This is a genomic window from Microbulbifer sp. MCCC 1A16149 (assembly GCF_050368945.1).
In the GTDB taxonomy this organism is placed as follows: domain Bacteria; phylum Pseudomonadota; class Gammaproteobacteria; order Pseudomonadales; family Cellvibrionaceae; genus Microbulbifer.
On sequence record NZ_CP185959.1, the window covers coordinates 4,174,075 to 4,191,828 of the forward strand.

Annotated in this window: 18 protein-coding genes; all 18 read right to left on the reverse strand. The window is 58.6% G+C overall.

Annotated elements, in window-relative coordinates; translation table 11 throughout:
- Positions 1–124 precede the first annotated feature (124 nt).
- The 18 genes from ACONT6_RS17240 to rpmH all read right to left on the reverse strand — a co-directional run bounded on the left by ACONT6_RS17240 (position 125) and on the right by rpmH (position 17,078).
- The gene (locus ACONT6_RS17240; protein WP_428819629.1) at positions 125–544 is read right to left on the reverse strand and encodes a F0F1 ATP synthase subunit epsilon; all 420 of its coding nucleotides are present in this window, start codon (positions 542–544) and stop codon (positions 125–127) included.
- Positions 545–610: 66 nt separating this feature from the next.
- Positions 611–2,008, reverse strand: a complete 1,398-nt coding sequence (atpD, locus tag ACONT6_RS17245) for a F0F1 ATP synthase subunit beta (RefSeq protein WP_428819630.1) — start codon at positions 2,006–2,008, stop codon at positions 611–613.
- A 38-nt stretch (positions 2,009–2,046) separates the two neighbouring features.
- Positions 2,047–2,907, reverse strand: a complete 861-nt coding sequence (gene atpG / locus ACONT6_RS17250) for a F0F1 ATP synthase subunit gamma (RefSeq protein ID WP_428819631.1) — start codon at positions 2,905–2,907, stop codon at positions 2,047–2,049.
- Positions 2,908–2,978: 71 nt separating this feature from the next.
- A complete protein-coding gene (gene atpA / locus ACONT6_RS17255; protein ID WP_181254802.1) occupies positions 2,979–4,523 on the reverse strand; it encodes a F0F1 ATP synthase subunit alpha in 1,545 nt (514 codons plus the stop codon).
- Between the two features lie 51 nt (positions 4,524–4,574).
- Entirely contained in the window at positions 4,575–5,108 is a 534-nt protein-coding gene (locus ACONT6_RS17260; protein ID WP_181254801.1) for a F0F1 ATP synthase subunit delta, read from the reverse strand.
- An 11-nt stretch (positions 5,109–5,119) separates the two neighbouring features.
- Entirely contained in the window at positions 5,120–5,590 is a 471-nt protein-coding gene (locus ACONT6_RS17265; protein WP_181254800.1) for a F0F1 ATP synthase subunit B, read from the reverse strand.
- A 55-nt stretch (positions 5,591–5,645) separates the two neighbouring features.
- Complete coding sequence (gene atpE / locus ACONT6_RS17270; RefSeq protein ID WP_010131056.1) at positions 5,646–5,894, reverse strand: F0F1 ATP synthase subunit C; 249 nt, start codon at positions 5,892–5,894, stop codon at positions 5,646–5,648.
- Between the two features lie 93 nt (positions 5,895–5,987).
- Positions 5,988–6,929 (reverse strand): F0F1 ATP synthase subunit A, encoded by a 942-nt coding sequence (atpB, locus tag ACONT6_RS17275; protein ID WP_428819632.1) that lies wholly within the window; start codon positions 6,927–6,929, stop codon positions 5,988–5,990.
- A gap of 107 nt (positions 6,930–7,036) precedes the next feature.
- Positions 7,037–7,522 carry an ATP synthase subunit I gene (locus ACONT6_RS17280; protein WP_428819633.1) on the reverse strand — a complete coding sequence of 162 codons (486 nt, stop codon included), beginning with the start codon at positions 7,520–7,522 and terminating at the stop codon, positions 7,037–7,039.
- 178 nt (positions 7,523–7,700) lie between these two features.
- A complete protein-coding gene (locus ACONT6_RS17285) occupies positions 7,701–8,609 on the reverse strand; it encodes a ParB/RepB/Spo0J family partition protein (protein WP_181254798.1) in 909 nt (302 codons plus the stop codon).
- A gap of 18 nt (positions 8,610–8,627) precedes the next feature.
- Positions 8,628–9,449, reverse strand: a complete 822-nt coding sequence (locus ACONT6_RS17290; RefSeq protein WP_428819634.1) for a ParA family protein — start codon at positions 9,447–9,449, stop codon at positions 8,628–8,630.
- Positions 9,450–9,644: 195 nt separating this feature from the next.
- Positions 9,645–10,289 (reverse strand): 16S rRNA (guanine(527)-N(7))-methyltransferase RsmG, encoded by a 645-nt coding sequence (gene rsmG, locus ACONT6_RS17295; RefSeq protein WP_428819635.1) that lies wholly within the window; start codon positions 10,287–10,289, stop codon positions 9,645–9,647.
- Between the two features lie 4 nt (positions 10,290–10,293).
- On the reverse strand, positions 10,294–12,183 hold the full coding sequence (gene mnmG, locus ACONT6_RS17300; protein WP_428819636.1) for a tRNA uridine-5-carboxymethylaminomethyl(34) synthesis enzyme MnmG: 1,890 nt from the start codon (positions 12,181–12,183) through the stop codon (positions 10,294–10,296).
- Between the two features lie 812 nt (positions 12,184–12,995).
- Positions 12,996–14,369 carry a tRNA uridine-5-carboxymethylaminomethyl(34) synthesis GTPase MnmE gene (mnmE, locus tag ACONT6_RS17305; protein ID WP_428819637.1) on the reverse strand — a complete coding sequence of 458 codons (1,374 nt, stop codon included), beginning with the start codon at positions 14,367–14,369 and terminating at the stop codon, positions 12,996–12,998.
- 115 nt (positions 14,370–14,484) lie between these two features.
- Positions 14,485–16,143, reverse strand: coding sequence for a membrane protein insertase YidC (gene yidC, locus ACONT6_RS17310; RefSeq protein WP_428819638.1), 1,659 nt, complete (start codon positions 16,141–16,143; stop codon positions 14,485–14,487).
- A 31-nt stretch (positions 16,144–16,174) separates the two neighbouring features.
- A complete protein-coding gene (yidD, locus tag ACONT6_RS17315) occupies positions 16,175–16,420 on the reverse strand; it encodes a membrane protein insertion efficiency factor YidD (protein ID WP_181254792.1) in 246 nt (81 codons plus the stop codon).
- Positions 16,417–16,899 carry a ribonuclease P protein component gene (gene rnpA, locus ACONT6_RS17320; protein ID WP_428819639.1) on the reverse strand — a complete coding sequence of 161 codons (483 nt, stop codon included), beginning with the start codon at positions 16,897–16,899 and terminating at the stop codon, positions 16,417–16,419. The genes yidD and rnpA overlap by 4 nt, the downstream gene beginning before the upstream one ends.
- A gap of 44 nt (positions 16,900–16,943) precedes the next feature.
- A complete protein-coding gene (rpmH, locus tag ACONT6_RS17325; RefSeq protein WP_078085405.1) occupies positions 16,944–17,078 on the reverse strand; it encodes a 50S ribosomal protein L34 in 135 nt (44 codons plus the stop codon).
- Positions 17,079–17,754 lie beyond the last annotated feature (676 nt).

The window sequence follows — 17,754 nt, forward strand, 5'->3', positions numbered from 1 at the left end:
CTTTTGTGAAGCAGGGTGCAAAGTGAATGTGTGCCAATTGCCGTTCGGATTGTGAAGTTCTGTCAGTCGCAAATAAAAAAAGCAGCCGAAGCTGCTTTTTTCGATTCCAGCACAGTGGCGGGAATTATTTGCCGGCTGCCCTGCGGATTGCCTGCAGGGTGCGCAGACGCGCTTCAGCTTCGGCCAGCTGCGCGGAAACGCGGGTGTAGTCGATTTCCGCCGGGGCACTGCGCAGGGCGTGTTCCGCCTCTTCGCGCGCCTTTTTGGCCGCATCTTCGTCGATTTCGCGCTCGGCGATATCGGCGAGGATAGTAACCATGTTCGGCTGGATTTCGGCATAGCCACCGCTCAGGAACAGCACCTCTTCCTCACCATCATCTTTGATGATGCGAACCGGGCCAGGCTTGAGATGGGTCAGCAGCTGCGCGTGGCCATAGGAAATACCGAGTTCCCCTTCCACGCCGCTGACGATCACCATCTTCACCAGGCCGGAGAAGAGGGATTCCTCTGCGCTAACGATGTCGCAATGTACGGTCATAGCCATAAGGCTACCTCATTCTCAGCTGTTTGCCTCATAGCGCCCGAAATTTTCGGGCGCTACACGCATGCCTTACTTCTTGTTGGCTTTCTCGACGGCTTCGTCGATGGTGCCGACCATGTAGAAGGCCTGCTCCGGCAGGTTGTCGTAGTCACCATTCAGGATGCCCTGGAAACCTCGGATGGTTTCTTTCAGGGATACGTATTTGCCCGGTGCACCGGTAAATACTTCCGCAACGTGGAACGGCTGAGACAGGAAGCGCTCGATCTTACGCGCGCGGGCTACGATCTGCTTGTCTTCTTCAGACAGCTCGTCCATACCCAGGATCGCAATGATGTCCTTCAGCTCTTTGTAGCGCTGCAGAACACTCTGTACGCCACGGGCACACTCGTAGTGCTCCTGACCAATTACCAGCGGATCCAGCTGACGGGAAGTGGAATCCAGCGGGTCAACGGCCGGGTAGATACCCTTGGCGGCGATGTCACGGCTCAGTACTACAGTGGAGTCCAGGTGCGCGAAGGTGGTTGCCGGAGACGGGTCGGTCAAGTCATCCGCCGGTACGTATACCGCCTGGATTGAGGTGATGGAGCCGGTCTTGGTGGAGGTAATACGCTCCTGCAGAACGCCCATCTCTTCCGCCAGGGTCGGCTGGTAACCTACCGCAGACGGCATACGGCCGAGCAGTGCGGATACTTCGGTACCGGCCAGGGTGTAACGGTAGATGTTGTCGACGAACAGCAGTACGTCACGACCTTCATCACGGAACTTCTCGGCCATGGTCAGGCCGGTCAGTGCTACACGCAGACGGTTGCCGGGCGGCTCATTCATCTGGCCGTAAACCATCGCTACCTTGGACTTGGAAAACTCTTCGACGTTTACAACGCCAGCTTCCTGCATCTCGTGGTAGAAGTCGTTACCTTCACGAGTACGCTCACCTACACCCGCGAACACGGACAGACCGCTGTGCTCGGTGGCGATGTTGTTGATGAGCTCCATCATGTTTACGGTTTTACCTACACCGGCACCACCGAACAGACCAACTTTACCACCCTTGGCAAACGGACATACCAGGTCGATTACCTTGATGCCGGTCTCCAGCAGTTCAGTGGAGCTGGACTGCTCTTCATAGGTCGGCGCAGCACGGTGGATAGAGGAGCGCTCTTTCTCACCGATAGGGCCACACTCATCGATAGGGTTGCCCAGTACGTCCATGATGCGGCCGAGGGTCTCGGTACCAACCGGTACGGAAACCGGCGCACCGGTGTTCTTCACCGGCAGACCGCGGGAGATACCCTCGGAAGAACCCATAGCGATGGCACGTACGATACCGTCGCCCAGCTGCTGCTGCACTTCCATGGTGAGGTTCTTACCCTCTACCACGAGTGCATCGTATACATTCGGTACGGCGTCGCGCGGGAATTCCACGTCGATGACCGCGCCGATAACTTGCACAATTTGCCCGTTACTCATTTCCCGATCCTCAAAGTTCAAATCTTTCTGCGGTGGCGTTAAACCGCCGCGGCGCCGCCAACAATCTCAGACAGCTCTTGGGTAATCGCTGCCTGGCGCGCCTTGTTGTAAACCAGCTGCAGTGCGTCGATCAGCTCACCGGCGTTGTCGGTGGCGCTCTTCATCGCAATCATACGTGCAGCCTGTTCACAGGCCTTGTTTTCAACTACTGCCTGATACACCTGGGATTCGATGTAGCGAGTCAGCAGGCCGTCGAGAAGCTCGACCGGCTCCGGCTCGTACAGATAGTCCCACTCGTGCTGCAGTTGCTCGTCTTCGTCTTTTTTCAACGGAAGCAGCTGCTGAACCTGCGGCTTCTGGGTCATGGTGTTCACGAATTCGTTGGACACCAGGAAAAGACGGTCGATGTCGCCACTGGCGAAACGATCGAGCATTACCTTGACGGAGCCGATCAGCTGCTTGGCCTGAGGCTGGTCGCCCAGGTCGCGCACCGCTGCTACGACGTTACCGCCGATGTTGTTGAAGAAGCTGGCCGCTTTGTTGCCAACTGCGCAGATGTCCACGCCCACGCCCTGTTGATCCCAGGACTGCATATCGCGGATAGCCGCCTTGAACACGTTGATGTTCAGGCCACCACAGAGACCGCGGTCGGTGGATACCAGGATGTAACCCACGCGCTTAACTTCGCGCTCCTGCAGGTAGATGTGCTGGTATTCCGCGTTGGCGTTGGCAACGTGGCCAATCACCGCGCGAATGCGGCTTGCGTAAGGGCGCCCCAGAGCCATGCGATCCTGAGCCTTGCGCATCTTGCTCGCCGCAACCATTTCCATGGCCGAGGTGATCTTCTGCGTGCTCTTGATGCTGGCAATTTTTGTGCGTACTTCTTTTCCGCCTGCCATAGTCAGTTACCTTTTTGCCGGAAGTTAACCAGTAGAAGCCGGCTTGCGGGCCGGCTTCTACGCATGGGTACTTACCAGCTACCAGTAGCGACGAATTTTTCGATCGCGGCCTTGAAGGCGCTGTCGATTTCGTCGTTGTAGTTACCGGTGCTGTTTACTTGCTGCATCAGCTCTGCGTGTTCGCTGTTCATGTAAGCGAGCAGGGCGGATTCGAAGTCCAGCACCTTGTTAACTTCTACGTCGTTCAGGTAACCCTTGTCCGCGGCGTAAACGGAAACAGCCATGTCCGCGATAGACAGCGGAGAGTACTGCTTCTGCTTCATCAGTTCGGTAACGCGCTCACCGTGGTCCAGCTGGGCCTTGGTAGCCTCGTCCAGGTCGGAAGCGAACTGGGAGAAGGCTGCGAGTTCGCGGTACTGAGCCAGCGCGGTACGGATACCACCGGACAGCTTCTTGATGATCTTGGTCTGGGCAGAACCACCAACACGGGATACGGAGATACCCGGGTTGATCGCCGGACGTACACCGGAGTTGAACAGGTCGGTTTCCAGGAAGATCTGACCATCGGTAATGGAGATTACGTTGGTCGGTACGAATGCGGAAACGTCACCCGCCTGGGTTTCGATGATCGGCAGTGCGGTCAGGGAGCCGGTCTTGCCTTTCACTTCACCGTTGGTGAACTTTTCTACGTACTCGGCGTTTACACGCGCGGCGCGCTCCAGCAGACGGGAGTGCAAGTAGAAAACGTCACCCGGGTATGCTTCACGGCCCGGAGGACGCTTCAGCAGCAGGGAGATCTGACGGTAGGCCCAGGCCTGCTTGGTCAGGTCATCGTAAATAATCAGGGCGTCTTCACCGCGGTCGCGGAAGTACTCACCCATGGTGCAGCCTACGTACGGTGCCAGGAACTGCATCGCAGCCGGGTCGGCAGCGCCGGCGGCAACCACGATGGTGTGGTCCATGGCGCCGTGCTCTTCCAGCTTGCGTACAACGTTGGCAATAGAAGACTGCTTCTGGCCTACGGCAACGTAGATACACTTAATGCCGGTGCCTTTCTGGTTGATGATCGCATCGATCGCAACCGCAGTTTTACCGATCTGGCGGTCGCCGATGATCAGCTCACGCTGGCCACGACCGATCGGGATCATGGTGTCTACCGCTTTCAGACCGGTCTGTACCGGCTGATCTACGGACTGACGGGCAATTACGCCGGGGGCTACTTTCTCAACCGCGTCGGTCAGCTTGTTGTTCAGAGGACCTTTACCGTCGATCGGATTACCCAGTGCGTCAACCACGCGACCCAGCAGCTCCGGACCAACCGGTGCCTCCAGGATGCGGCCGGTGCAACGGCACTTCTGGCCTTCCGCCAGGGACTTGTAGTCACCCAGTACGATGGCACCAACGGAATCACGCTCCAGGTTCAGCGCCATACCGGTGACGCCGCCCTCGAACTCGATCATTTCACCGTACATCACGTCGGCCAGGCCGTGGATGCGGATGATACCGTCGGATACGGAAACAATGGTGCCCTCGTTCTGGGCCTCGGTGCTCACATCGAGATTGTCGATGCGGCTCTTGATAATTTCACTGATCTCAGAGGGATTCAGTTGCTGCATGCTCTGTTCCTCGAATTCCCCTCCACCGCGTACGGTAGAGGGGACGATAATTTAGGAGTTCATCGCCTCGGCGAGTTTGGCCAGTCGACCGCGCACGGTACCGTCGATCACCGTGTCACCAGCGCGAATGATTGCGCCGCCCAGCAGGTTTTCATCCACCGCGTTGTGCAGGTGCACCTCGCGGGAAAACTTCTTGCTGAGAGCCTGGGTGAGGCGCTGGGACTGTTCGTCGCTGAGCGGGCGGGCAGAAATAACTTCCACTTCGAGAGTGGCTTCTGCCTGGGCCTTCAGGTCTTCGAACAGTTCGGAAATTTCCGGCAGCAGCGGCAGGCGGTGGTTTTCCGCCAGCAGCTTGATGAAGTTCTGCAGGGACGCATCGAAGTCGCCACAAACAGACAGGAATTTTTCCGCGCGCACTTCACTGGTCAGCTGTGGGTTATCCAACAGCTCGCCAACTTTTTCGTTCTGGCTGACCGCCGCTGCAGTTGCCAACGCAACGCTCCAACCGGAAAGGTTGGAGGCTTGCTGTGCGTGGGCAAAGGCCGCTTTCGCGTAGGGCCGGGCCAGAGTGCTGAGTTCCGCCATGGGTTCCTCGCTTACAGCTCGGCTGCCAGTTTCTCGATCAGGTCATCGTGTGCCTTGGCATCGATGTTGACCGAGAGAATTTTCTCGGCGCCGGCAACAGACAGGCTAGCGACACGCGAACGAAGCTGTTCTTTCGCACGGTTCACTTCCTGCTCGATTTCCGCCTGGGCGGCAGCTTTCAGGCGATCGCCTTCGCTGCGCGCGGCTTCTTTGGCTTCATCAACGATCTGATTGGCGCGCTTGTTAGCGCCATCGATGATTTCTGCAGCCTGGGCCTTGGCTTCTTTCAGTTGCTCGGCAGCTTTGCGCTGAGCCAGTTCGAGATCTTTCTCCGCGCGCTCGGCTTCTTGCAGACCGGTAGCAATCTTTTGCTCACGCTCTTGCATAACACCCAGCAGGGCCGGCCAGACAAACTTCCAGCAGAACCATACGAAGGCGAGAAAGGTGATCGACTGGCCGATCAGAGTCAGGTTGATATTCACACCGACACCTCTTGCTCTTTCAAAAATGGGTTAAAGGGCAATTGGAACGATGGAATTAACCAGCCAGACCAGGAGCAACCGCGAAAATCAGGTACATAGCGATACCAACACCGATCATCGGTACGGCGTCGAGCAGACCAGCCATCAGGAACATTTTGCCCTGCAGAGCGGGAGCCTGTTCCGGCTGACGAGCAGAACCTTCCAGCAGTTTGCCACCCAGGGTGCCGAAACCGATAGCAGTACCCAGTGCGCCCAGACCGATCAGCAGTGCAGCAGCTACGTATACCAGACCTAATGCTTCCATTGTTTTCTCCAAAGTAAAGTTAAAGAGTTGTTGAAGTTAAAAGTGAGTGAAAAAAGTCAGTAAACCGACAAAACCGTTACATCCGGCACGACATTACTGGTCGTGCGCGTGCTCCTCTTCCCGGTCGTGCGCCATCGCCATGTACACGGTGGTCAGCACCATGAATACGAAGGCCTGCAGGGTGATCACCAGGATGTGGAAAATGGCCCAGCCCATCTGCAGCAGGCCGGCACCGATAAAGCCGAGAACACCTACGCCAAACACGATGGCGATCAGGATAAAGATCATTTCACCTGCGTAGAGGTTGCCGAACAGACGCAGGCCCAGGGAGACCGGCTTGGCAATCAGGGATACCGCTTCCAGCAGGAAGTTGAACGGGATCAGGAAAATATCGATGTACCACTTGCCGGAATGGAAGGGGTGCAGGGTCAGCTCTTTGACGAAGCCCATCAGGCCCTTCTCACGCACACTGAAGAAAATCATCAGCGCGAATACGGCCAGCGCCATACCCAGAGTGGCGTTGAGGTCGGTAGTCGGTACCACCTTGAAGTAGACGTGATGCGGATCCACTCCGGTAATCGCAGAAGTACCGTGGGCGAAGGCCAGCGGCAACCAGTCCACCGGCACCAGGTCCATGAGGTTCATCAGGAACACCCAGGTGAAAATGGTCAGGGCCATCGGCGCGACCATGCTGTTGCGGTGGGGGAAGGTGTCCTTGACGACCTTGTCGATGAAATCGACGATCAGCTCGACAAAGCTCTGGAAACCGCTCGGCACGCCGGCGGTGGCTTTCTTTGCGGCGCGCGCGAACAGGAAACAGAAAAGCATCCCCAGACCAATGGACCATCCCAGGGTGTCCAGGTGGACCGCCCAGAAGCCCATGTCGGCTGCTTCCTGACTGCTGTGCGCAACAGTCCAGGTGGATTCAGTGAGTACGGTCCCGTCGGCACGGGTGTAACCCGCGGGAAGTTTACCGTAAGCCAGATTTTGCAGGTGGTGCTGGATATAACCCGTCGCGGTTTGTTCGGCAGCCATAGTTCCTCAACACGTTCTAAGATAAAAAACTTTTACGGGAACCCCTGCCTGCGCCTGCCATCTATCATTGGCGCAGTCACTCTTCGGGGTTCCAGGCCGCCGGCTATTTAATGCCTCGTTGCATGCAGGCGGGCCACTAGAATCCATTGCAAAATCACACACAAGCTGTAGCTGATAAACAGCACCGCCGCGTTCAGCGGTTTTACCGCGGCGAACACCGCCGCGAACCCAGCCAGGGTCATTACGAACTTGCCGGTTTCAGCGCGGTAGAAACTTGCCACCGTGCGCTGACTTGCGCGGGCTCCGCGCAATTTGCGTCCGCCCGGGCTCAATAGCTCAAAGGCGCGCAGGCCAAAATAAAGATTGGGCAGCACACACAGGGTGCCGCCGAGCAGGGCGGAGACGGCGATCACCCGACCAAGTGTCAGTTCGAGCGCCAGCGCAGCCAGCAAAACAGCTGCCAGCTGGATCAGCGAAATCTTTACTACCGGGGGATTACGCATAGGCAGGAACTGGCCGACCGGATTTTGATCTCCGCCCAAATTTTGGGCGTGCGAATTATGTCGGAACAGGCCAGCCGATTCAACTGGCAAATATCGTCAGTTGGTATGGCTTTCGCGTTCTTTTGTCACCCCCCAAAGCGATAGTGAACACTCACCTTTTTACAGGAATGTCCGCCTTGGGAGGATCGGTTGTGCGACATTCTGGCGCACCAGTTTGGCGCACAATTTCTGCAACCGTTGCAATCGTAACGGTTGCAGAGGGGGCGAGTCAGTCCTCGCTGTATCCCAGGTGGGCAAGGATACCGTCCAGCTCATCGAGACTGGTGTATTTGAGCACCAGCTTGCCGGCGCCCTTTTCACCGTGATCGATGGCAACCGGCACGCCAATTTTTTCGGCCAGGCGCTCACTGAGGCGTCGAATATTCGGATCCACTTCCGGTTTCTTCGCCTTCGGTTTGCCGGCCTGCTCCTGGATACGGCGTACCAGCGCCTCCGTCTGGCGTACGGTGAGGCCGCGATCCACCACCTGGCGGGCTGCCTCGCGCTGACCATCGCCGGACAACCCCAGCAGAGCCTTGGCGTGACCGGTTTCAATATCACCGCGCTCGAGGAAGGTACGGACTTCGTCGGTCAGGCTCAACAGGCGCAACAGGTTGGTCACCGCGGTGCGGGATTTACCCACTGCTTCTGCCACCTGCTGCTGGGTGAGCTCGAACTCGTCCTGCAGACGCTTGAGGGCGACCGCCTCTTCGACCGGATTGAGGTCTTCACGCTGGATGTTCTCAATCAGCGCCATGGCGATGGCGGCTTCGTCAGCCACATCGCGGATCAATGCAGGAACCTTGTCCAGTTCGGCCAGCTGGGCTGCGCGCCAGCGGCGCTCACCGGCAATGATCTCGTACTTGTGCTCGCCGATCGGGCGCACGACGATGGGCTGCATGATGCCCTGGGCGCGGATGGAATCGGCCAGCTCCTGCAGGGATTCCTGCGGGAAGTCGCGGCGCGGCTGATAGCGGCCGCGCTGCAAAAATTCGATGGGCAGCTCTTTGAGCTCGCCGTCGACGCGCTCGACGATATCGCCATTGCGCTCACCAGTGGCGACAGCAATCGCCTCGCTGGCATTGTTGCTGATCAGATGGGAAAGCCCTTTCCCGAGGCCTTTGCGTTTCGCGGCCATAAGTCTTCTACCTCAGTCTTATACCGCTTCCGCTACCGGACGGGGTCCACTGTTTGAATTGCTGTTGCTCTGGTTGGCTGCGGCATGGCGACGAGTGATCTCGCCGGCGAGCGCCAGGTAGGCGATGGCGCCCTTGGAGTTGCGGTCGTATTCCAGCGCCGGTTTGCCGAAGCTGGGGGCTTCCGCCAGACGCACATTGCGCGGAATGCAGGTGCGGTACAGGCGATCGCCAAAGTATTCGTTGAGCTGATCTGAAACATCCCCGGTGAGGCTGTTGCGCGGATCGTACATGGTGCGCAGGATACCCTCGATGCGCAGGTCCGGATTGGCGGCCTGCTGTACCTGGGTGATGGTATCGATCAGGGAGGAGAGCCCCTCCAGTGCGTAGTACTCGCACTGCATCGGGATCAATACGCCACCCGCGGCACACAGTGCGTTGACCGTGAGCATGTTCAGCGACGGCGGACAGTCGATGATGATGTAGTCGTAGTCGTTGCTAATCTCCGCCAGCGCCAGGCGCAGGCGCGACTCGCGGCCATCCATTTCCAGCAGCTCCACCTCGGCGGCGGACAGGTCGATATTTGCCGGCATCAGATCGAAACCGCTGGAGGTGGTCACGATTGCCTTGCGCGGCGGCAGCAGGCTGGCGAGCACGTCGTAGCTGGAAAGCTGCAGCTCGCTCTTGTCGACACCGCTACCCATGGTCGCATTGCCCTGGGGGTCGAGGTCGATCAGCAGCACGCGTCGCTTGCTGGCAACGAGGGAGGCTGACAGGTTGACGCAGGTGGTGGTTTTACCCACACCCCCTTTCTGGTTGGCTACCGCAAAAATCTTGCTCAAGGTTCTGGTCCTGTTGTTCCCGGTGGCTCGGTATCCTGTGGCCGGCCGGGCTCGCCGCTGGGCCGGGGTCACCGGAAGGCGCGGCAGCAAAAGCGCACTCGCGAACATCGGCCCGGTGCGCAGGTGTCGAATTTCATTCGGATATCTGGCCACGCCAGACATTGTTTGCAGTGGCGATTCCGTCGAACCGCCGCCTCAACCCTCGCGTACGAGGACGATCAGATGGCGCTCGGCATCGCAGCCGGGCACCTGCAGGGCATGCAGCTGTTCGACCTTAATGCCTTTTGGCAATGCACTCAACTCATCTTCCGGGATCTTGCCCTTCATCGCATAGAATCGGCCACGCGGAGCTAGTAAATGCTCACTACCAGCGACCATGTCCTGCAGCGAGGCAAATGCCCGCGATACCACGCCGGCATAGGCCTGCCCAGGCTGGTAGGCCTCAACCCGCTGGTTCACCACGTTGATATTGGCAAGCTTGAGCTGGCTGGCGACCTGGAACTGGAAGCGGGACTTTTTGCCGTTGCTGTCGAGCAGGCTGATCGGGCGCTCGGGGTGGATAATGGCCAGGGGGATACCCGGCAGGCCGCCACCGGAGCCCACATCGATCAGCGGCGAACAATCCTGAGGGCTCTCACCACACAGGTTGACCACGCTCAGGCTGTCGATGATATGGCGCTCGAGCATCTCCGACGGATCCCGCACCGCGGAGAGGTTGTACGCCGCATTCCAGCGCGCAAACAGATCCAGATAGGCCAGCAGTTTGTCCTGCTGCTCGGCGGTCAGTGACAGCGCTAACTGTTCTGCAGCCTGCTGCAGGCGGGGGCGAAACTGTTCCATACCGTCAGACCGCCTTCTTGCGGCTCAACAGGCCGCGCTTCTTCAGCTGAATCAGCAACAGCGACACTGCGGCCGGGGTCACGCCGGGAACCCGGCCGGCACGGGCGAGAGTATCCGGGCGCGCATCGCTCAGCTTCTGGATCACCTCGTTGGACAGTCCGGAAACTGCCGCATAGTCGAAATCCGCAGGCAGCGGCGTGTCTTCGTAGGCCTGCAGTCGCTCGATCTCATCCCGCTGGCGATCGATATACCCGGCATACTTGGCCGCAATTTCGACCTGTTCGGCCACTTTCTCGTCCGCAACCGGTTCGCCCTTGAGGGCGGCTACATCGCCGTAGTTCAGTTCCGGGCGGCGCAGCAGGTCCTGCAGGCTGTACTCCCGCGCCAGTGGCTGCGGCAGCTTCTGTTCCACAATCTTGGCGGCATCACTGCCCGGCTGGATCCAGGTCTCCTTGAGGCGCTGCTGTTCGCGCTCCATGGACTCGCGCTTTTCACAGAACGCCTGCCAGCGGATGTCGTCCACCAACCCCAGTTCGCGCCCCTTTTCGGTAAGGCGCAGATCCGCATTGTCTTCACGCAGCAGCAGGCGGTATTCCGCACGGCTGGTAAACATGCGATAGGGCTCCTTGGTGCCACTGGTGATCAGGTCGTCCACCAGTACTCCAAGATAGGCCTCGTCGCGGCGCGGCGCCCAGGCGTCTTTGTCCTGGGCCAGCAGTGCAGCATTGGCGCCTGCCAACAGGCCTTGAGCGGCGGCCTCTTCGTAGCCGGTAGTGCCATTGATCTGGCCGGCGAAGAACAGCCCGTGGATAAATTTGGTTTCCAGCGACGGTCGCAGGTCCCGCGGATCGAAGAAATCGTATTCGATGGCGTAACCCGGGCGGGTGATATGTGCGTTTTCGAATCCCTTGATCGAGCGCACCAGATCCATCTGCACATCGAACGGCAGGCTGGTTGAGATGCCGTTCGGATACAGCTCGTTGGTGGTTAACCCCTCGGGCTCGATAAAGATCTGGTGGCTGTTCTTGTCCGCAAAGCGGTGCACCTTGTCCTCGATGGAAGGGCAGTAGCGCGGGCCGATGCCCTCGATCACCCCGGAATACATCGGGGAGCGGTCGAGGCCGCCGTGAATAATCTCGTGAGTGCGCTCGTTCGTATGGGTGATCCAGCAGCATACCTGGCGCGGGTGCTGCTCGCGGCGGCCAAGGTAGGACATCACCGGCAGCGGCTTGTCGCCCCACTGCTCCTCAAGGCCGGAGAAATCCACCGAGCGCGCATCGATTCGCGGTGGCGTGCCAGTCTTCAGGCGCTCTACACGGAACGGCAGCGCGCGCAGGCGCTCCGCCAGGGCGATGGAAGGGGGATCTCCGGCGCGACCGCCCGCGTGGTTGTCGAGGCCGATATGGATACGGCCGCCGAGAAAGGTTCCCGCGGTGATCACCACCGATTTCCCGCGGAAGCGCAGGCCGGCATTGGTCACGACCCCGGTAACACGGTCGTTTTCCACGATCAGATCGTCGGCAGCCTGCTGGAAGATATCCAGGTTGGGCTGGTTCTCCAGGATGCTGCGGATCGCGGCGCGGTACAGGGCGCGGTCAGCCTGGGCGCGGGTGGCGCGCACCGCCGGGCCTTTGCGTGCATTGAGCACGCGAAACTGGATGCCGCCGAGGTCGGTGGCCGTGGCCATGGCGCCCCCCAAGGCATCCACTTCTTTCACCAGATGGCTCTTGCCGATACCACCGATGGCGGGATTACACGACATCTGACCGAGGGTCTCGATGTTGTGGGTCAGCAGCAGGGTACGGCTGCCCATACGCGCAGCGGCGAGGGAAGCTTCGGTACCGGCGTGTCCGCCGCCAATCACGATCACATCATATTGTGTGGGGTAATCCATAGGGTCGAGCTCTGGCGGCCTGTGGCACGCGGTAGGGGGTGAATCCTGTGGGCACTGCACCGGGGCAGGCAAAAATTCGGCCGCACATTATAGGCACCTTCAGCTGTGCAAAAAAGCGGCACGGCAAATTTACTTTTCCGCTTTCTCTTCAATACATAAATAAAGTTATACATACCTTACGTATAAGTACGTGTTTATATTTAATGTAATTATTAGAGGGGGCGGATTTGCTGTATAGATCTAAAAAGTCTAAATAAAACAGTAACTTACATCAATGATAACTACCCCTTAAACCCCTGCTTTTGCGGGGGTACAACCCATGTACGCGGGTGTGGACAGGCGGGATAACTTTGCCCCCTTTGCTCGACTCTGCAGGTTATCCCCGGATTCGTACCGTTTTTTGTGACCACTTTCCCAGTGATTCATCCACAGCCGGCCGAAACACCATACTGCTTCCACTTGTCTGTGAATAACTCTGTGGGTTTACGGGATAATTTGCTGTGTTGGGATCTTGGATAGGTGGTCCATCTGGATAACCTTGTGGATTGCTGTGAGCAACTCCTGTGGTTTGTGCGGGGAAGGGCTGTTGTCGGAATCTGGCCCGCTGCTTAATTTCCCGTTGTGGACAAATGGATCGGCGAAATTGGCCGCTGCGGTCGGCAGGCGACTGACCGGTTCTGCTGACGTTGATGGGTATTCGGGTGGGGATCTAGGGCGGATCTAGGGCGGATCTAGGGCGGATCTAGAGGGGATCGCGGGCAGGTTTGGTGCTGCCCGCAGTCATTTTCCGGTAGGAAAGGGGGGGGCAGGGCTTATTTGCCGATACAGAAACTACCGAAGATTTTGCCGAGTAGTTCGTCTGCGGTCATGGCGCCGGTAATCTCTCCCAGCGCCTGTTGTGCCTGTCGCAGGTCTTCCGCCAGCAGTTCCCCGGCGCCACTGGCAGTGAGTTGGGCGCGGCCTTCGAGAATAAACGCCCGCGCGCGTGCCAGGGCATCCAGATGTCGCCGTCGTGCGCTGAACGCCCCTTCGTTGCCGGACTGGTAGCCCATGCACTGTTTCAGGTGGTGCTGGAGATCGCCGATACCGGCACCGGTTTTGGCACTGATTGCGATGATCGGTATGCCGTCGCTGTGCGCCTGTAAACCGGCGCTGTACTCGGTGAGGTCGATCTTGTTGACCACCAGGGTGAGTTTCTCTGCGTCCGGGAGCTGGCGGGTAAAGTCCGGCCAGGCCTGTTCCGGATCCAGTGAGGTGAGTTCGCGGGCGTCGACCACCAGCAGTACGCGGTCGGCACTGCGGATCTCGTCCCACGCCCGCTGCATCCCTATCTGCTCCACCTGGTCTGGTGATTCTCGCAAGCCGGCAGTGTCCGCGATATGCAGTGGCATGCCGTCGATATGGATGTGCTCGCGCAGCACGTCGCGGGTGGTGCCGGCGATGTCGGTCACTATTGCCGTGTCTTTTCCCGCCAGTGCATTGAGGAGGCTTGACTTGCCGGCGTTGGGTTTACCGGCGATTGCCACCTGCATCCCCTCGCGCATGATGGTGCCCTGGCGCGCCTGGGCGTCGACCGTGTCGAGCTGCGTCAGCAGGGCATCAATATCCGCGGCAACCTTGCCATCGGCGAGAAAATCGATTTCTTCTTCCGGAAAATCGATCGATGCTTCGACGTAGATACGCAAAGCGGTCAGCTGAGTGGATAACTCTTCGATTTTTTCGGAAAAAACACCCTGCAGGGATCGCAGCGCATTCTGTGCTGCCTGTGCACTTCCCGCGTCAATCAGGTCGGCCACCGCCTCGGCTTGCGCCAGATCCATCTTGTCATTGAGAAAGGCGCGCTCGGAGAACTCGCCTGGCCGCGCCTGGCGCGCTCCCATTTCAATCAGGGCTGACATCAGCGTATCCAGGATCACCGGTCCACCGTGCCCCTGGAGTTCCACCACGTCTTCACCGGTGAAAGAGTTGGGTCCTGGGAAGAACAGCGCGAGCCCCTGGTCCAGTAACTGGTCGCCGCGGGCAAAATCGCAATAGTGAGCAAAGCGCGGTTTGAAGGTTTTACCCGCGAGCCGTTCACCGATTTCCCGGGCCCGGTGACCGGACAGGCGAATCACGCCGATACCCCCGCGTCCGGGAGGCGTGGCGACGGCGGCGATGGTCTCTTTGCTGAGGCTTTGCTGGGACATGCTCTGAGTTTATCCAGAATTCTCAAATTTGTTGCAGATAAAAGAAGGGCCGCGCAATGCGGCCCTTAACGTTCTTGTGATTTCCGGGGCATTCTGCCTCGGTAAATTCGCCGGCCTACTTGCCCGCCGCTTCGACCTGCTTATTGATAAACCAGGTCTGGGCAATGGTGATCAGGTTGTTCGCGATCCAGTAGATGACCATGCCGGCGGGGAACCACAGGAAGAAGAAGGTCATCATCACCGGCATCAGCTGCATGATCTTGGCCTGGGTCGGATCTGTGGGCTGCGGGTTCAGCTTCTGCATAAACCACATGGACAGTCCCATGATCACCGGCAGGATGAAGTAGGGGTCCTTCACCGACAGGTCGTGAATCCAGCCGATCCACGGCGCGTGGCGCAGTTCGACGGTTTCCATCAGCATCCAGTAGAGGCCGATAAATACCGGCATCTGCAGCAGAATCGGCAGACAGCCACCCACCGGATTGATCTTCTCCCGGCGGTACAGTTTCATGGTCTCTTCCGCCAGTTTCTGGCGATTGTCCTTGTACTGCTCCTGCAGTTTCTTCATCTGCGGCGCGAACTTGCGCATGCGCGCCATGGACTTGAGGCCCGCGGCAGACAGCGGAAACAGCAGTGCCTTGATGAACACCGTGAGCAGGATGATGGACCAGCCCCAGTTGTCGACGATGTGATCGTGGATCCAGTTCAGTACCCGGAACATGGGTTTCGCCAGCCACCACAGCCAGCCGTAGTCCACGGTCAGGTCCAGATAGGGAGAGATTTCTTCCAGGCGATAAACGTCTTTCGGGCCCGCGTAGAAGGAAGCTTCCACGGTACCCTGCTTACCGGGCTCAATACGCAACTGCGGGCTGGTAAAGCCCATGCTGTAGAGGCCGTTGCCGATGGGCTGCAGGGCAAAGGTGTTGTTTTCCTGCTGATTGGGTACCCAGGCGCTCAGGAAGTAGTGCTGGACCATGGCAACCCAGCCGCCCTGAATGGTTTCAGTGGTCGGCTTTTTGCTGATGTCTTCAAAGTCCTGCTTGTAATAGTTTTCCTCACTGGTGTGCAGTGCTGCGCCGAGGAAGGGGGACATGCCGATGCCCACATCCACCGGGGGCTCCAGGCTGTCGCGCACGATCTCGCCGCACATACCGGCCAGCAGAGGCTTGTCGCGGCCGTTGTCGACCAGGTAGGAAACCTTGATCAGGTAGTCGCCGCGGTTGAAGGTAAAGCGCTTGGTGAAGCCGATACCGTTCTGGGTCTGCTTGAGGTCGACGGTGAGGGTGTCTTTGCCTTCCTGCAGGGCGTATTCGCTGGCGTCGCTGGTAAACGCCGGGCGGCCTGCGGAGCAATTACCCTTGCCGCCGACCAGACCGCTTTTCGCCACATAGGTGTGGCTGCGGGTCTGGTTGAGCAGGATCAGGGGGCGGTCCGGTGTATCGATCTCTTCGTAATATTTGCGCAGCGCCACTTTGACGATATCACCGCCATTGGGGTCGATCAGCAGGCTCAGGGTATCGGTATTGACGCTGATCAGTTTCGGCTGGCTGGTGGACCCCACTTCCGGGATGGCGCCGTCCGGCAGTTCGCCATCGCCGCTATCAGCTTGTGCCTGGCTGCTGGGCAGGGTCTCGGAACCCTGGGCCTGAGAGTGCACCACGGTTTTCTGGTCGAGGGCGGGGGTGTGCTGCTCCTGGAAAGCGTTCCATTGGTAAATCAGGGCCAGGAGGACCGCGGCGATGCCGCCGACCAGCGTGTAGCGTTGCCAATCCATTATTTCGATAGCCTTGTTGCGGTGGCGGAATTTATTCGGCCGCCGGAGTTTTTGATTCTTTGGAAGCGGGGGGAACGTGGTCCAGACCGCCGGGATGCCAAGGGTGGCATTTTATAAGGCGGCGCAGGGTTAAATAACCCCCTTTGCAGAATCCGTGGGTTTTTAATGCATCTTCAGCATAACGGGAGCAGGTGGGGTAGAAGCGACACTGGTTACCCACCCAGGGGCTGGCGATCAGACGGTATAAATGGATCAGCTTGATGGCCAGCCATTTCACGGTTGATCTCCCGGTGAGGATGTTGCCCGCGGCTTGCCGCCGCTAGCCCCCCGTTTTTTACCACCGCGCTGGTTTCGCGGACGGTTGGATCCGCCATTATCCGGCTGGGGATTGCGCGCACGCTGGTCCAGCTTGCGCCACAGTTTGCCGAATATTTTGTGTAATGCCGCGTTGTCCAGTTCACCGGCACCGGCGCGCGCGAGTATCACCGCGTCGAGGGGGAACAGTTCGTGTTGGCGCAGACGGAAAGTTTCACGAGCGATACGCTTGATGCGGTTGCGGTCGGTAGCGTTGCGGACGTGTTTTTTGGCAATTACGAGGCCGAGCCTGGGATGCTCCAGCTCGTTCGGACGGGCGAGGATCAGGAATTGAGGCTGCGCGGCGCGAACCGGCGCAGAATCAAAAACGGCGCGATACTGCGCCGCATTGAGCAGCCGCAGCGGCTTGGCGAATGCGAAGTCGCTGCGTGGGCACTGCATGATGATTCAGTGGCAAATATAAGGTTGCTCGCAGAGCGGCAATCTTATGCGCACAGAACCTTGCGGCCTTTGGCGCGACGACGAGCCAGTACTTTGCGGCCGTTCTTGGTGGCCATACGGGCACGGAAACCGTGGTTGCGCTTGCGCTTCAAGTTGCTGGGCTGAAATGTGCGTTTCATGGTGTTACTACCTGGAGTTATGTCCCGGAGTTATGTCCTGGAAGTTTGCGTAATTCTGGGCCGCTTGCGGCAATAGCCCGTTGCGGCACGCCCTGATGGGCCGACTTCGGAGCGGGCTATGCGCTGCGAAGGCGGCGGATTGTATAGAAACAAGCCAGCTAAAGCAACGGAATTGGGGGATTCCTGTGTAGGAAATTCCTCGACCGGGATTCGGTTCGTCTCAGGCGGGCCTGTTTCCATCTATGCACCGTTTGGCTGTGGTGTTAGAGCAATCCAGCGAGGGACCATTATAAGGAAGGATGTGGAAACTCGGGGTGCGTTTTCCGGTCGAACGCAGGTACAAACTCGGGTAGAAAAGCACGCTATTTTTACAAGCTGTTGTATTGGTTGCAGTATTCGTGGAAGTTCACCGGTTTACCCCAAGCTATCCACAGGTTGCTGTGGATAACCTGGCTCCATTATGACCCGCTGTTCGGTTATTTTGTGCTCAAGCCTTTGATATTACAGGGCTTTCCGTATGGAAAGTTGTCCCCATTTCCCGGTTATTTGTGGATAACCTGCGGAGCAACCGATATACTACCCGCCTTCTTTTGAGGTGCTGCCCGGTGTTTTCGGGGGCAGCTTTCTGCTGGCACTTTTTGGGCGCAGTCGCACCTCGATCCGTGTTTTAGGGGGT

What these genes read in the sequence shown, in the direction of transcription:
- ACONT6_RS17240 (WP_428819629.1), bottom strand. Translation starts at nt 544, where the DNA reads ATGGCTATGACCGTACATTGCGACATCGTTAGCGCAGAGGAATCCCTC.
- atpD (WP_428819630.1), bottom strand. Translation starts at nt 2,008, where the DNA reads ATGAGTAACGGGCAAATTGTGCAAGTTATCGGCGCGGTCATCGACGTG.
- atpG (WP_428819631.1), bottom strand. Translation starts at nt 2,907, where the DNA reads ATGGCAGGCGGAAAAGAAGTACGCACAAAAATTGCCAGCATCAAGAGC.
- atpA (WP_181254802.1), bottom strand. Translation starts at nt 4,523, where the DNA reads ATGCAGCAACTGAATCCCTCTGAGATCAGTGAAATTATCAAGAGCCGC.
- ACONT6_RS17260 (WP_181254801.1), bottom strand. Translation starts at nt 5,108, where the DNA reads ATGGCGGAACTCAGCACTCTGGCCCGGCCCTACGCGAAAGCGGCCTTT.
- atpE (WP_010131056.1), bottom strand. Translation starts at nt 5,894, where the DNA reads ATGGAAGCATTAGGTCTGGTATACGTAGCTGCTGCACTGCTGATCGGT.
- atpB (WP_428819632.1), bottom strand. Translation starts at nt 6,929, where the DNA reads ATGGCTGCCGAACAAACCGCGACGGGTTATATCCAGCACCACCTGCAA.
- ACONT6_RS17285 (WP_181254798.1), bottom strand. Translation starts at nt 8,609, where the DNA reads ATGGCCGCGAAACGCAAAGGCCTCGGGAAAGGGCTTTCCCATCTGATC.
- rsmG (WP_428819635.1), bottom strand. Translation starts at nt 10,289, where the DNA reads ATGGAACAGTTTCGCCCCCGCCTGCAGCAGGCTGCAGAACAGTTAGCG.
- mnmG (WP_428819636.1), bottom strand. Translation starts at nt 12,183, where the DNA reads ATGGATTACCCCACACAATATGATGTGATCGTGATTGGCGGCGGACAC.
- mnmE (WP_428819637.1), bottom strand. Translation starts at nt 14,369, where the DNA reads ATGTCCCAGCAAAGCCTCAGCAAAGAGACCATCGCCGCCGTCGCCACG.
- yidC (WP_428819638.1), bottom strand. Translation starts at nt 16,143, where the DNA reads ATGGATTGGCAACGCTACACGCTGGTCGGCGGCATCGCCGCGGTCCTC.
- rnpA (WP_428819639.1), bottom strand. Translation starts at nt 16,899, where the DNA reads ATGCAGTGCCCACGCAGCGACTTCGCATTCGCCAAGCCGCTGCGGCTG.
- rpmH (WP_078085405.1), bottom strand. Translation starts at nt 17,078, where the DNA reads ATGAAACGCACATTTCAGCCCAGCAACTTGAAGCGCAAGCGCAACCAC.